This is a genomic window from Phenylobacterium sp. (genome assembly GCF_030654915.1).
Lineage (GTDB): Bacteria > Pseudomonadota > Alphaproteobacteria > Caulobacterales > Caulobacteraceae > Phenylobacterium.
Map to the genome: position 1 here is coordinate 20,920 of NZ_JAURWM010000392.1, position 13,141 is coordinate 34,060.

11 protein-coding genes are annotated in these 13,141 nt (G+C 66.0%); 5 read left to right on the forward strand and 6 right to left on the reverse strand.

Annotation, left to right across the window (positions count from 1 at the left end; all coding sequences use genetic code 11):
• Positions 1-21: 21 nt before the first annotated feature.
• Both Q7T84_RS20650 and Q7T84_RS20655 read right to left on the reverse strand, forming a co-directional pair.
• Positions 22-366: a hypothetical protein gene (locus Q7T84_RS20650; protein ID WP_304812930.1), complete on the reverse strand. Its 345-nt coding sequence runs from the start codon at positions 364-366 to the stop codon at positions 22-24.
• Positions 367-599: 233 nt separating this feature from the next.
• Positions 600-1,532, reverse strand: a complete 933-nt coding sequence (locus tag Q7T84_RS20655; RefSeq protein WP_304812939.1) for an iron-containing redox enzyme family protein — start codon at positions 1,530-1,532, stop codon at positions 600-602.
• Positions 1,533-1,693: 161 nt separating this feature from the next.
• Here Q7T84_RS20655 and Q7T84_RS20660 point away from each other — a divergent pair, with 161 nt between their 5' ends.
• From Q7T84_RS20660 to Q7T84_RS20675, 4 genes are all read left to right on the forward strand, one after another.
• A complete protein-coding gene (locus Q7T84_RS20660; RefSeq protein ID WP_304812942.1) occupies positions 1,694-2,683 on the forward strand; it encodes an NAD(P)/FAD-dependent oxidoreductase in 990 nt (329 codons plus the stop codon).
• A 194-nt stretch (positions 2,684-2,877) separates the two neighbouring features.
• Positions 2,878-3,087, forward strand: coding sequence for a hypothetical protein (locus tag Q7T84_RS20665; protein WP_304812944.1), 210 nt, complete (start codon positions 2,878-2,880; stop codon positions 3,085-3,087).
• Between the two features lie 346 nt (positions 3,088-3,433).
• Entirely contained in the window at positions 3,434-4,945 is a 1,512-nt protein-coding gene (locus Q7T84_RS20670; RefSeq protein ID WP_304812946.1) for an ATPase domain-containing protein, read from the forward strand.
• A 7-nt stretch (positions 4,946-4,952) separates the two neighbouring features.
• The gene (locus Q7T84_RS20675) at positions 4,953-7,007 is read left to right on the forward strand and encodes a hybrid sensor histidine kinase/response regulator (RefSeq protein WP_304812949.1); all 2,055 of its coding nucleotides are present in this window, start codon (positions 4,953-4,955) and stop codon (positions 7,005-7,007) included.
• Positions 7,008-7,079: 72 nt separating this feature from the next.
• Here Q7T84_RS20675 and Q7T84_RS20680 read toward each other — a convergent pair whose 3' ends face one another.
• The 4 genes from Q7T84_RS20680 to Q7T84_RS20695 all read right to left on the reverse strand — a co-directional run bounded on the left by Q7T84_RS20680 (position 7,080) and on the right by Q7T84_RS20695 (position 9,931).
• Positions 7,080-8,303, reverse strand: a complete 1,224-nt coding sequence (locus tag Q7T84_RS20680; RefSeq protein ID WP_304812952.1) for an acyl-CoA dehydrogenase family protein — start codon at positions 8,301-8,303, stop codon at positions 7,080-7,082.
• Between the two features lie 5 nt (positions 8,304-8,308).
• Positions 8,309-8,599 carry a putative quinol monooxygenase gene (locus Q7T84_RS20685; protein WP_304812955.1) on the reverse strand — a complete coding sequence of 97 codons (291 nt, stop codon included), beginning with the start codon at positions 8,597-8,599 and terminating at the stop codon, positions 8,309-8,311.
• A gap of 231 nt (positions 8,600-8,830) precedes the next feature.
• Positions 8,831-9,133, reverse strand: a complete 303-nt coding sequence (locus Q7T84_RS20690; protein WP_304812957.1) for a hypothetical protein — start codon at positions 9,131-9,133, stop codon at positions 8,831-8,833.
• Positions 9,134-9,235: 102 nt separating this feature from the next.
• Positions 9,236-9,931, reverse strand: coding sequence for a DnaJ family molecular chaperone (locus Q7T84_RS20695; RefSeq protein ID WP_304812960.1), 696 nt, complete (start codon positions 9,929-9,931; stop codon positions 9,236-9,238).
• Between the two features lie 71 nt (positions 9,932-10,002).
• On the opposite strand from Q7T84_RS20695, the gene Q7T84_RS20700 reads away from it, so the two are divergent.
• Positions 10,003-13,141, forward strand: a 3,139-nt coding sequence (locus Q7T84_RS20700; protein ID WP_304812962.1) for a hydantoinase B/oxoprolinase family protein, incomplete at its 3' end; no start/stop codon positions are given.

Sequence of the window (13,141 nt, forward strand, 5' to 3'; positions counted from 1 at the left end):
CTTCTGTTGTTGGGCTCGGCGTCAGGACGCGGTGACCGCGCCCTTGTAGTCGACGGCGACGGAGGCCTCCTTGCCGGCCTTCGTGGCCTTGCCCATCCAGACGCCGTTGGCGTCCTGGGTCAGGGCCCCGACATTGGTGTAGCCGGCACCTTCGATCGCGCTCTTCGCTTGGGCTTCGGTGAACGAGTTCGCGCCCGCCGTCGGGCCTGGGTCACCGCTGGTTGGCGTCGTGTCGACCGCCTCGTTTCGGGGGGTCTCGGACGCCGCCACCACCGGGCCCTTGGTGTTGTCCGCCTCGCCCGCCTTCTGACCGCAAGCAGCCAGCAAAGTCGCGGCCAGGGCGACGCTCAAAATAGGTCTGATCATTGTTCTAAATCTCCCAGAGTGAGGAGAAGAAGCCCGATCTGCGTGCATGGTTCCGCACGATATCAAATTCAAATTTGGCTATAGATCGTTGAAAAAGAAAGGGAACTATCTTGCATGACGCGAAACGCCCACCCCTGTGAGATGGCACGGGGAGGCGTCGCCGTCGGAACTGTGAAGTGGGATCCAGCACCCTTGCCGGGAGTTTCACCCAGGGCGCTAGAGGGGTGCGAAACTCACTCCGCGGCCATCTGAACAGGGGCGGCCGACCAGAGATGCGAACGGTACGCCTCGAAGCACTTGGCCCCACAGTTCAGGCGTATCAGAGCGCCTTCCGCGAGGTGACGCGCCCGCGAGGGGTCTTCACTGACCAGTGGACGCAGGACATTGGCGATCCAGTCGTCGGCATGTTTCACGTCCAGGACGGCATGAAGTTCGAAGTACTTTCGAACCACCGGAGGTGCTTGCAGGCGCTTGAGACCATACGCGACGCGAGAAACGCGTGTCGGCGCGGTCAATTCGACGACCCCCAGGGCGCCGATCGCTTGCCATGCATAGCGTCGCGTGGTCGCGAAAGCTGTCAGGGTGTTGGCGAGGGCCAGGGAGGGCCAGACCGTGCCTTCAATGCTGGGGTTTAGGTGCAGCGCCTCGACCGCTTTTTCGAGCATGGGACCGTGCATGCCCCCCTCGTTTCCGCGTCCCATCTCGTCCCAATAGTTGCGCGCCAGTTCGAGCTTCGCCGTCGTCGGCGCCTTGATCTGGGCCAGGGCGACAAGGTCGTCGAACCCGGCTTCTCCCGCCGCTTCCTGGGTCAGGAACCACTTCATGTCGTCAAGCGTGGCGGTGGTCGCCAACCAGTCGAACAACTGGTCGCCCTGCCCAGGTCCATCGCGCTTCAGGGCTTCAAACCAGGCGACAAATCCCTCGACGTCCGAGGGAGCGGCGGCGGCCTGCTCGGCGACCTCTTCGCGTAGGGTCTCGATCCACACCCCTTCAAGCCAGCGCATCCGAGCTTCTTCTCGCAGCTCGGCCTCCCAATTCGGGGTCGGCGCCGAGGGCGCCAACCGCCGATGGTTCCAGTGCGCCAGGTTCTGGTGCAGCCCCGCCACGTCGCAGATCGCCGGCGTGACGTAGGCGGTTTTGACGTCGTCGGTATTTCGGGTGGTCATCTCTGAACCTCCATTGCCGACGCCCAACGCCCCGCCATCCCGGCGGTTTCAATGTCGGAGGTCCGACTTTGGCGCCGGGCCTATCGCGCCTACGGACTTGGAAGCGGCTGGAACTGGCTCGTGGCCAGCGGTTTTGATCCTTCAACCCAAGGATCCTCGCCATGCAGAAAGACCATGCCCGGGACGTCGCCGCGCCCGGCGGCGCCTCCCCTCTCCCAGCGGCCTACGACGTGGTTGTCATCGGAGCTGGGCCGGCGGGCCTGACCATGGCGACTTATCTGGGCCGCTTCCGCCGGCGAGTCCTCGTCTTGGATGGGGGCCCCTCCAGGGCGAGTTGGATCCCCGAAAGCCACAACACGCCCGGCTTTCCGCATGGGGTCGGCGGCGACGCCCTCCTCGCGCGCCTCCGGGAACAGGCCCATCTGGCCGGGGCGGAGATCAGAACCGGGGTCGCTACGCTCATCAGCCAATCTACTGACGGCTTTCGCATCTCGATCGACGCTCCGGGGGGTGATGACGAGGTCCTGTTCGGCCAATTTGTGGTGACGGCGACCGGGCTCGTTGATCGAAAGCCCGACCTTTCCGGTATCGACGCCGGCATCCGGCGCGGCCTGGTTAGGGTTTGCCCGATCTGCGACGCCTACGAGGCGATCGACCAGAGAATCGCGGTGCTCGGCGATGGCGATCTGGGCGCACGCGAGGCTCAGTACCTGCGCACCTACTCAGACGAGGTGACGCTGTTGCAGACCGACGGCCCGCTGAAGGCCTCCTCCGCGGCCGCTCTCGCGGCGGCTGGGATCGAGGTGATCTCCGCAAGGATCGACGACCTCCACATCGACGAGACGATCCGGCTCACAAGCTCGACGGACGAGCGGAGGTTTGACTGTCTCTACCTGGCTCTGGGCTGCGAAATGCAGAGCCGATTGGCTGTGCGCTGTGGCGCCGAGCACGACGCCGAGAACAACCTCATTGTCGACGCCGACCAGCAGACTTCTATTCAAGGACTCTACGCGGTCGGCGATGTGGTGCGGGGCCTCAACCAGATCGCCGTCGCCACCGGCGAGGCGGCGATCGCCGCCGCCAATATTCACAAAAGATTGCGGGAAAAGGAGCGTAGCTTCGCCCAGCCCGTATCGGCGCCGGCCAGCTGACATCGGGCGTCGCCAATGACGCCCACCGAAGAACCATCCCAAGCGCCACGGCATTTGGAAGTCGACAAGAGCGCGTATCGACCTAGGATGCATCTATTGCGGCAGAGGGGACATCCCGGCACGTCGCGACTGGTAGTCCCTAGGCGCCCCGCTAGCGTCTTCCATGCTTCCGCCAAATCGCAGGGAGCATTTGAATGGCGCTTTACACCTTTCTCCCATCTCGATCCGACGGCGTCGCAACCACGATCGCCATGTTTGATCTGGAAAGCGACACGGCGGCGTTGCTTGAAGCACTGCAATTGCTCGAAGACCACCAAACCGCCGAGAGCGTTGAGATCTGGCAGGCGTCCCGCCGCATGATCGCCTGTACTCGGACCCACGCCGCCGATCCGGAATTCGCCTAGGCTCTCGAAGTTCAAGGAGGTCGGGTGGGCCGCTTGCTTTCGGGTGAGCCACGCTCGCGCCGGTATCGCCACCACGATCAGCAGGCGGTGGGCGGGAACGCGCTCCGTCAGCTCCGGAAGCTCCCCAATCAAAGCTCCGCCTAGAGCAAATCGGCGCCAGCGGGGGGTGACCATGCGCGAGCGAAGCCGTCGAACTGGACGCCGCTTCATGGGGCGTGACCGCGTCTGGCCTCGCCGACATTTTACGCTTCGGAAGAAACCTTGGCTTTATGTCGGGGTTATCTCCGGCGGGTCAGCCAAAGGGGCTTTACCCCTCAGGTCCGAAAGACCTGCTGCAGGAGTGTCCATGCCGATTGAGTTCACCACCCCGACGAGCGAACCCCGTGTCGCCACCGGCGTCCCTGGTTTAGACGAAATTCTGGGGGGCGGGCTTACACGTGATCGCATCTATCTCGTCGAGGGCACCCCAGGCTCGGGCAAGACCACCTTGGCGCTGCAATTTCTGCTCAAGGGTCGAGAACTGGGCGAGAGCGGCCTCTACATCACCCTTTCGGAGACCGAGAAGGAACTTCGCGCGGCGGCCGCCAGCCATGGCTGGTCGCTCGACGGCATTTCTCTCTTCGAACTGGTGAGCGAAGAAGGCTTGGACCCCGACGCCGAGCAGTCCGTCCTGCACCCTTCCGACGTTGAACTGGGTGAAACGACGCGCGGCGTCATGCGCCGGGTCGATGAAACCCGGCCGATGCGGGTGGTGTTCGACAGCCTGTCTGAGATGCGGCTTCTGGCCCAAAATCCGCTGCGTCACCGTCGGCAGATTCTGGCGCTCAAGCATTTCTTCGTCACGCGGAATTGCACGGTGTTGCTGCTGGACGACCAGACCGCCGAGGATGGCGACCTGCAGCTCCATAGTATCGCCCATGGGGTGATCAGCCTGCAGCGGACGCCCCAGGAATATGGCTCCCAACGCCGTCGCCTGGAGGTCGTGAAGATGCGCGGCATCAAGTATCGCGGCGGCTTCCATGACTTCGAACTCGACACCGGCGGCGTGACCGTCTTCGAGCGCCTCGTGGCCGCGCGCCATCACACCGCCTTCAGCCACGAGGTGGTGTCGACGGGGACCCCGCGGCTCGACACGCTGATTGGCGGGGGCCTCTCGCGAGGCACCAACACTCTAATCAGCGGCCCATCAGGCGTCGGGAAAACCACCACCGCCGTGCGCTGCGCCCTCAGCGCGCTAGAGCGTGGAGAAAAGGTCGCCTACTACCTGTTCGACGAAGGGTTGCCGACCCTACTGGCCCGATCGAAGGCGCTGGGCATGGACCTCAAGCCCTATATCGACAGCGGCCAACTTATGATGCGCGCCATCGATCCAGCCGAGCTCTCGCCAGGTGAATTCGCCTTCCGCGTCCGCAACGCCGTTGAGGATCTGGGCGCGCGGACGGTCGTGATCGACAGTCTGAACGCCTACCTGCAGGCCATGCCTGGGCAAAAGTTCCTGCTGTTGCAGATGCACGAATTGCTGACCTACCTGAACCAACAGGGCGTGGTCACCTTGCTGATCCTGGGACAGCATGGCTTCATCGGCGAGGTGCGCAGCGACGTTGATCTCAGCTATCTCAGCGACAGCATTCTGTTGTTCCGTTTCTTCGAGGCGGCTGGAGCGGTTCGGACGGCGATATCAGTCGTCAAAAGCCGCACCAGCGAACACGAAAAGACCATTCGTGAAATCCGCCTGACCCCCGATGGAATCGAGGTCGGCGAAGCCCTCAGCGATTTCCAGGGCGTGATGTCGGGCCTGCCGTCCTATGAGGGCAAGGTCGCCATGCTGGGCGTCGGGGGTTCGCACGTCGATGCATGAGCGCATCTTGATCCTTGCGCCTCGCGGGCGGGACGGCCCCGTGATCGCCGAGACCCTGGCCAATCTTGGCTATCGCACCTTGATCTGCCCCGACCTCGGCGCTCTGACCGAGGCGTTGCAGGAAAAGGCTGGCGCGGCGGTCCTTACCGAGGAGGCCCTGGCGCAGGACGGGGCCGAAACGCTGAGCGCCTGGTTGGCGGCCCAGCCGCCCTGGTCCGACTTTCCGTTCATCGTGCTGGTCACCAAGCAGGCCGGAAAGCGGGCTCAAGCCGACGCGGCGCGTTTGCAGGCCATCGGCAACATCGTGCTGTTGGAACGGCCGATAAACGGCGAGACCCTCGTCAGCGCCGCGGCGTCAGCCGTTCGCGCCCGACGTCGGCAGTATCTCGCGCGCGACCAGCTCACCGATCAGGTGAAGGCCGAGGAGCAACTGCGCTTCGCCTTGGAGGCCGGGCATCTCGGATCCTGGGAACTTGACCTCGAAACCCAACATCTCACCGCGTCCAAGCTGGCCAAGGCGCATTTCGGCCGCGCGGCCGACGAGGCCCTGACCCTGGACGACGCCCAGGCCGCGGTGCATCCAGACGACGCCGTCAGACGCTTGGCGAACCTGGACGCCTCGATCACGCAAGGCGGCGACTACCAGGTCGAATACCGCGTGATTTGGCCTGACGGCTCAGTTCACTGGTTGCAGGTGCGAGGCCGCCCCAACCGAGATGCGTGGGGCAAGCCACGACGGATGACCGGCGTCACGTTGGACATCACCGAGCGTAAGGCCGCTGAGGCGGCCCTTATGGAAATGAACGAGACGCTTGAGCTGCGTGTCGCCGCGAGCGTTCATGAACTCCGCTGCGCCAACCAGCGTCTGATAGACGAAATCGGCGAGCGCGAGCAGGCCCAGGCCGCGCTGATCCAGGCCCAGAAGATGGACGCGATCGGCCAGCTGACGGGCGGCATCGCCCATGATTTCAACAACCTGCTGACGGCGATCGTCGGCAATGTGGACATGATCGCCAAGCGCAGTGACGATCCGCGCATCCAGCGCATGGCGGCCAATGCTCTTGAGGGCGTCGAGCGGGCGACCAGGCTGACCGCCCAGTTGCTCGCCTTCTCACGCAGCCAGCAACTCGACCTGCAGGCCGTCGAAGTCGACGCCTTGATCGACGGAATGGACGATCTTCTGACGCGGACCTTGGGACATACCGTGGAGGTCCGGACCGATCTGCACGCGGGAGCGACCCGGGCCAACGCCGATCCCAACCAGTTGGAGTTGGCGATCCTCAACCTGGCGATCAACGCCCGGGACGCGATGGGCGAAGGCGGAACCGTCACGGTGAGCAGCCGCGTGGCCGACGATTGGTATGAGGGCCTGCAGCCAGGCCGACACGTCGTCATCGCGGTCAGCGACACGGGACATGGCATTCCGCCCGACCTGCTGCAAAAGGTGTTCGATCCCTTCTTCACCACCAAAAGCGTGGGCAAGGGCACCGGCTTGGGCCTGAGCCAAGTCTATGGCATCGCCACGCAGTCCGGCGGCACGGTGCGCGTCGAGAGCACGGTGGGCGTGGGAACCGCCATCGAGATCTGGCTACCGGTCAGCCATGCGGGCGAGCGTCTGAGACCCAGTGAACTTCCGCAGAGTGAAACCCCGCTCAGCCTTGGCGAACGCGTCCTTGTGATCGACGACGATCCTGGCGTGCGCCGGTTCATCGTCCAGTGTCTCAAGTCGCTCGGTTACTCAGTCACCGAGGCGGCGGGCGGACAGGCGGGGCTTGATCGGATCCCCGTGGACCGACCAAATCTCATTGTCGTGGATTTCGCCATGCCCGGCGTCAATGGCGCGCAGGTCGCCGTTCAGGCACGGCAGGCGTTCCCGGACTTGGCGGTGCTGCTCGTGACAGGATATGCCGACGCGCGGTCCATCAAGGACCTCGTCACGTCAGAGGCGGTGCTACGCAAGCCTTTCAAGGTCAGCGATCTGGCGATCGCGGTCCGGCGCGCGTTGGAAGATACCAAGCGGCTTGAGCTTGAGCTCCTTCCGACCCTGCACGGAGCCCCGTGAAGGACACAGCGGGGCAGGCTTCGTTTGTTTTCAGTGGGTTCAGAGCAACTCCGAACCCACTGAACAAGGGCGCTACAGCCCCAGCACCATCTTGGCCATGATGTTGTGCTGGATTTCGTTTGAGCCGGCGTAGATCGAGGTCTTGCGGTAGTTGAAGTAGGTCGGCGCCAGGGTCGCGGCGTAGTCGGGACCCGCGCGCGGTTCGTTGCGCTCGCCGCGGATCTCGGCCCAGGTGTCCTGGACGAAGGGCTGGCCATAGACGCCCGCCGCCTCCAGGGCCAGTTCCGTCACCGCCTGCTGAGCTTGGGAACCCTCGAGCTTCAACATCGAAGACGAGGCCCCCATCGCTTCGCCCGCTGTCCGCGCCGAGAACATCCGCAATTCGGTGGCGTTCAGCACGTCGACCTTGATCTGCAGCTCCGACAACTTCTTGCGGAAGTCGGGATCGTCGATCATCCGGCCGCCGCCATCCGACGGTTCGACGGTGGCGATCTTCTTCACCTTGGCCAACTGGTTGGTCAGGCCCGCTGCGTAGGGATTACCGCGTTCGAACTGCAGCAGGTACTTGGCGTAGGTCCAGCCCTGACCTTCCTCGCCGATCCGGTTTGAGACCGGCACGCGGACGTTGTCGAAGAAGACCTGGTTGATCTCCTGATCGCCCTCCGGCGGCCCGTCGAGGGTCGGCAGCGGCACGATGGAAATGCCCGGCGTCTTCATGTCCAGCAGCAGGAACGTGATGCCCTTCTGACGGATCGCCTCATTGGACGTCCGCACCAGGCAGAACATCCAGTCAGCCCACTGAGCGTAAGTTGTCCATATTTTTGAACCGTTTAGGACGTAATCATCACCGTCCCGATCCGCCTTCATCGACAACGAGGCGAGGTCCGATCCCGAGCCCGGCTCGGAATAGCCCTGGCACCACCAGACATCGGTCGAGAGGATCTTGGGAAGGTGCTGGGCCTTCTGTTCCGGAGTGCCGAAGGCCATCACCACCGGGGCGCACATCTTCAGGCCCATGTTCGAGGTGGACGGCGCGCCGGCCAGGGCCATCTCCATGTCGAAGACGTACTTCTGGGCGTGGCTCCAGCCCGTGCCGCCATATTCGGTCGGCCAGTCGGGCGCGATCCAGCCCTTCTCACCGAGCCGCTTCAGCCAGCGGACCTGGCCTTCCTTGTTGATGTGGCCGTTCTTCGACTGAGCCATATGGGCCCGCATGTCGTCATCGAAGGCGTCGGCGATAAAAGCGCGGACCTCGTCGCGGAAGGCCAGGTCCTCTTTGGAGAACTCGAGATCCATCGCGCCTACTCCACTGCGTCGAGATATTCGATTTCGGGACGACCGCCCATGCACGGGCCCATCTTGGCGCCGGCGGCCTTGAAATAGTCGGTCTGGCCGTGCGCCTTCAGGGCGTCTTCGTCCTTATAGAGTTCCAGCACTTTATAGACCGTAGGGTCGGTGCGGCTCTTGGTCAGTTGATAGGCGATGTTGCCCGGCTCGTTCGCGCGGACCTGCTTGGAGAGTTCGATGAACACCGCCTCGAACTCGGCGCCCTTGCCTTCTTGGACCTTCAAGGTCGCGACTACGCCGATCATGCCGTCTTCTCCCAACGTTTGTTTGAATGGGAGCCTAGAGGCGGGCCGGGGGGCAAGCAAGGCGAAGTTGGGGGTTCACCCCCCACCCGACGGTTCGTCATCGCCGGGCTTGTCCCGGTGATCCATAAACACGACCCGCTCAGGCCGAACCCCGACTGCGGAGTCTATGGATGGCCGGCGTAAGAAGCCGGCCATGACGATCTAGCTAGAGAGTTCGTTGCAACCCGGGGCCTAGCGCCCCTGGCGTTCGTTCCAGCCATAGGCGACCCAGTGATGGCCGCCGAGGTTGCGCGCCTCGATCACCCCGTCGTTGGCGCTGTCGTTGCGGTGGGCGCGCGCACGCTTGGCGCGCAGGGCCAGCCCCGCCAGGGCGAGCAGGACCGAGGCCATCACCGCGATCACCACCACGGTCGCGGCGAAGAACACCGCCAGAACCGCGCCAATAGCCACCGCCGCGGCGGTGGCGAGCGCGCCGCCCACGGCCGACAAACTACGAAGGGCCGGACCGTGCTTCCGTGCGAATTCGCGAACCATGGCTTCCTCAAGGGCGCCGCTTGCTAACGGCTAAACGGATAATTTGGCCGGGCGATCCCGGCCGTCAACAATCTGCAGTAAAATCACGCGAAAGTGGCCTCATCATGCCACGCCTTCGAGCGCCATAGCTTTGCGCTCGCGCATGATGGAGTCAAAGGCTGCGTTGATCGCGGCGGCCTTAGCCTCGGCGACCTCGATGAATTCGTTGGGCAAGCCGCGCGCGCGGGCGCGATCGGGATGGGCTTCCGACAGCGCCGCCTTCCAGGTCGAACGCACGACCTCGTCGGGCGCGTCATGCGGCACAGCGAGGATGCCATAGGGGTCTTCGCCCTCGATCCCCAGGTGCACGGCCTTCAGCCTGCGGAAAACCAGCGGCGAGAAGCCGAACAGGTCGGAGACATTCTCCAGATAGTCGAGTTCTTCCTGCGTCACCGCGCCATCGGCGGCGGCGATGTGGAACAGGCCGTCCAGCACATCTTCCAGCAGGGTCGGGCAACCGGCGTAACGCTTGGCCAGGCGCCGCGCATAGCTCTCGTAGCCGCGCGTCGTCTGGCGCGCGAGATCGTAGAGCCGGTGGATGTTGCGCTCCGACGCCGCGTCCGTCTGGAACACCTGAGCAAAGGTCGCGAATTCGCCCACGCTAGCGCGTCCGTCGGCCTTGGCGAGTTTCGCCCCCAGCGCCGTGACGGCGGTGGAAAAGGCGGGATCCTCGCCCGGCCGGGTGGCTGGGCAATCAGCGCAGTCGCCCGCATCGGGCCGGCGAACTGCGAGCCCAGCAATGTTGCGCCAGAAGCTCATGGGAGTATCCAACCTAGTAAGGGGCCGCCGCCGCCCTGACAATGCGAATTGACCCACGGGAAGGTTACGGTTTGGACAGACTCTGGAACTTCTGGATCGATCGCGGCGGCACCTTCACCGACGTCATCGCCCACGCCGACGATGGCGAGGAAGTCTCCCTGAAGCTGCTCTCGGCCTCCCCCTCCTATGAGGACGCCGCGGTCGAGGCCATGCGCCGGGTGCTGGGAGCCCAGCCTGGCGAACCCTTCCCCGCTGCCCGCGTGCGCGCCATCAAGATGGGCACCACCGTCGCCACCAACGCCCTGTTGGAGCGCGCCGGCGCCAAGACCCTGCTGGTCACCACCCAGGGCTTCGCCGACGCCCTGGTGATCGGCGACCAGTCCCGGCCCGACCTCTTCGCGCTCAATATCGTCAGGCAAGCTCCGCTCCATGCCGGGGTCGTCGAAGCGCGTGAGCGCCTGGCCGCCGACGGCGCGGTGGTTACGCCGCTGGATCAGGCCCACCTCGCGGGTCAACTGACAGCGGCCCGCGCCCAGGGCTTCACCTCGGCGGCCATCGCCTTCCTGCACGCAGACCTCGAACCCGCCCATGAGCGCGCCGCCGGCGACCTGGCCCGCGCCGCCGGCTTTGAGTTCGTCGCCCTGAGCCACGAGGTCTCGCCCCTGCCCCGGTTCATCCCGCGGGCCGAGACCACCGTGGCCGACGCCTATCTGACCCCCATCCTGCAGGCCTATGTCGAGCGGGTGGCCAAGGCGGTCGAGGGCGCGCCGCTCTACTTCATGACCTCGGCCGGCGGCCTGGTCCGCGCCGAGGCGTTCCGCGGCCGAGACGCCGTGGTGTCCGGCCCGGCCGGCGGCGTGGTCGGCGTCACCCGCACCGCCCAGATCGCCGGGGCGCCGCAGACCCTGGGCTTCGACATGGGCGGCACCTCGACCGACGTCTGCCGCTACGCCGGCTCGCTGGAGCGCCGCGACTCCGCCAAGGTCGCCGGGGTCAAGCTGCGCAGCCCCATGCTCGACGTCGAGACCGTGGCCGCCGGCGGCGGCTCGATCCTGGCCTTCGACGGCCTGCGCGCCCGGGTGGGACCCCAGAGCGCCGGCGCCGATCCGGGCCCCGCCGCCTATGGTCACGGCGGGCCGGCCACGGTCACCGACGCCAATCTGGTGCTCGGCCGGCTCGCCCCGCGCTTCTTCCCTTCGATCTTCGGCCCCAAGGGAAATGCGCCGCTCGACGTCGCCGCCGCCCGCAGCGCGATCGCCAAGCTCGCCGAGCAGATGGGCTCGCCCAGCGTCGAGGCCGCCGCCGAGGGCTTCGTCGCCATCGCCGTCGAGCAGATGGCTCGCGCCACCGACCGCATCTCCACCGAGCGGGGCTTTGATCCGCGCGACCACGCCCTGACCGCGTTCGGCGGCGCGGCGGGTCAGGTGGCCTGCGACGTCGCCGACGCCCTGGGGCCGGCCAAGGTGCTCTGCCCGCGCCATGGCAGCGTGCTCTCGGCCTGGGGCATCGGCCAGGCCCAGGTCGCCAGCCTGCGCCAGATGGGCCTCGCCGCTGTTCTGGACGCCGAGGGCCTGGCCCGCGCAAAGACCCTGGCGCTCGAGGTCGAGGCCGCCGCCCGAACGGCCCTGGCCGAGCAGGGCGCGCAGGCCTCCGAGATCCGCCGAATCTTGCGCCTGCGCTACGAAGGCGCCGACGCTGAGTTGTCGATCCCCATCGCCCCGCTGGACGAGGTGAAGGCCGCCTTCGAGGCCGCCCACAAGCGCCTGTTCGGCTTCATCGAGGCCAAGCTGCCGATCATCGTCGCCGCGGTCGAGGTCGAGGCGGTGTCCGCGGCTGCCTCTTCCTCTCCCCACTCGTGGGGAGAGGGTAGGGCGAGGGGCGCGTCGCCAAGCGACGCAACGCCGTCCTTCCCCCACCACGACGCAGCCGAAAGTCCAACCTCACCCGACCCTCTCCCCCCGAAAGACGGGGGGAGAGGAAATACCACCCAGATGTTCTTCCACGGTGACTTCCACGACGCCCCGATCATCGCCGCCGAGGCCCTCACGGAGGCCGCCGGCCCGGCCCTGATCATCCGCGCCGACACCCAGATCGCGCTAACCCCGGGCTGGATCGCCACCACCGGCCCCGATGGCATGATCCTGCTCAGCCGCGCCGAACGCGCCAGGACCGCGTCGCTGGACTTGGACAAGCCCGATCCGGTCACCCTGGAACTGTTCAACAAGCGCTTCATGGGCGTGGCCGAGGCCATGGGCGCGGCGCTGGAGCGCACGGCCCACTCGGTCAACATCAAGGAGCGGCTCGACTTCTCCTGCGCGTTGTTCGACGCCGATGGCGGACTGGTGGCCAACGCCCCGCACATGCCGGTCCACCTGGGCTCAATGGGCGCCAGCGTCCGGGCGGTCCGCGACCGCCACGCCCACCTGCAACCAGGCCAGGCCTTCGCCCTGAACAACCCCTATGCCGGCGGCACCCACCTGCCCGACATCACCGTGGTCATGCCCATCTTCATGGATGACGCCCAGCCCCCCGCCTTCTACGTCGCGGCGCGAGGCCACCATGCCGATGTCGGCGGGATCCAGCCGGGCTCGATGCCGCCCTTCTCCCACACGCTGGAGGAAGAGGGCGTGCTGCTCGACGCCCTGCCGATCATGACCGACGGCGATTTCCTGGAAGCCGACGTGCGGGCCGCGCTCACCTCCGGCCGTTACCCTTCCCGCGCCCCTGACCGCAACATCGCCGACCTGAAGGCTCAGATCGCCGCCTGCCTGGCCGGGGCCGGCGCCGTTCGCTCGATGATCGAGACCTATGGGGCGGGCGCCGTCGCCGCCTACATGACCTTCGTCCAGGCCAACGCGGCGGCCTCCGTGCGCCGCGCGATCGGCAAGCTCAGCGACGGGCAGGCCCGCGTGCCGATGGATGGCGGCGGAGAGATCGTCGTTCGCACCACCGTCGACGCCGCGGCGGGCGAGGCCGTGCTGGACTTCCGGCAGTCCGCCGCCCAGCTCGGGTCGAACTTCAACGCGCCGTCGGCCATCGTCGACGCGGCCGCCCTCTATGTCTTCCGCACCCTGGTCGACGACGACATTCCGCTCAACGCCGGCTGCCTGGAGCCGCTACAGATCCTGACCCGCGAGGGCTCGATGTTGGCGCCGCTCTATCCAGCCGCCGTGGTCGCCGGAAATGTCGAGACCAGCCAGCACGTGGTCG

What these genes read in the sequence shown, in the direction of transcription:
- Q7T84_RS20650 (WP_304812930.1), bottom strand. Translation starts at nt 366, where the DNA reads ATGATCAGACCTATTTTGAGCGTCGCCCTGGCCGCGACTTTGCTGGCT.
- Q7T84_RS20655 (WP_304812939.1), bottom strand. Translation starts at nt 1,532, where the DNA reads ATGACCACCCGAAATACCGACGACGTCAAAACCGCCTACGTCACGCCG.
- Q7T84_RS20660 (WP_304812942.1), top strand. Translation starts at nt 1,694, where the DNA reads ATGCAGAAAGACCATGCCCGGGACGTCGCCGCGCCCGGCGGCGCCTCC.
- Q7T84_RS20665 (WP_304812944.1), top strand. Translation starts at nt 2,878, where the DNA reads ATGGCGCTTTACACCTTTCTCCCATCTCGATCCGACGGCGTCGCAACC.
- Q7T84_RS20670 (WP_304812946.1), top strand. Translation starts at nt 3,434, where the DNA reads ATGCCGATTGAGTTCACCACCCCGACGAGCGAACCCCGTGTCGCCACC.
- Q7T84_RS20680 (WP_304812952.1), bottom strand. Translation starts at nt 8,303, where the DNA reads ATGGATCTCGAGTTCTCCAAAGAGGACCTGGCCTTCCGCGACGAGGTC.
- Q7T84_RS20685 (WP_304812955.1), bottom strand. Translation starts at nt 8,599, where the DNA reads ATGATCGGCGTAGTCGCGACCTTGAAGGTCCAAGAAGGCAAGGGCGCC.
- Q7T84_RS20690 (WP_304812957.1), bottom strand. Translation starts at nt 9,133, where the DNA reads ATGGTTCGCGAATTCGCACGGAAGCACGGTCCGGCCCTTCGTAGTTTG.
- Q7T84_RS20695 (WP_304812960.1), bottom strand. Translation starts at nt 9,931, where the DNA reads ATGAGCTTCTGGCGCAACATTGCTGGGCTCGCAGTTCGCCGGCCCGAT.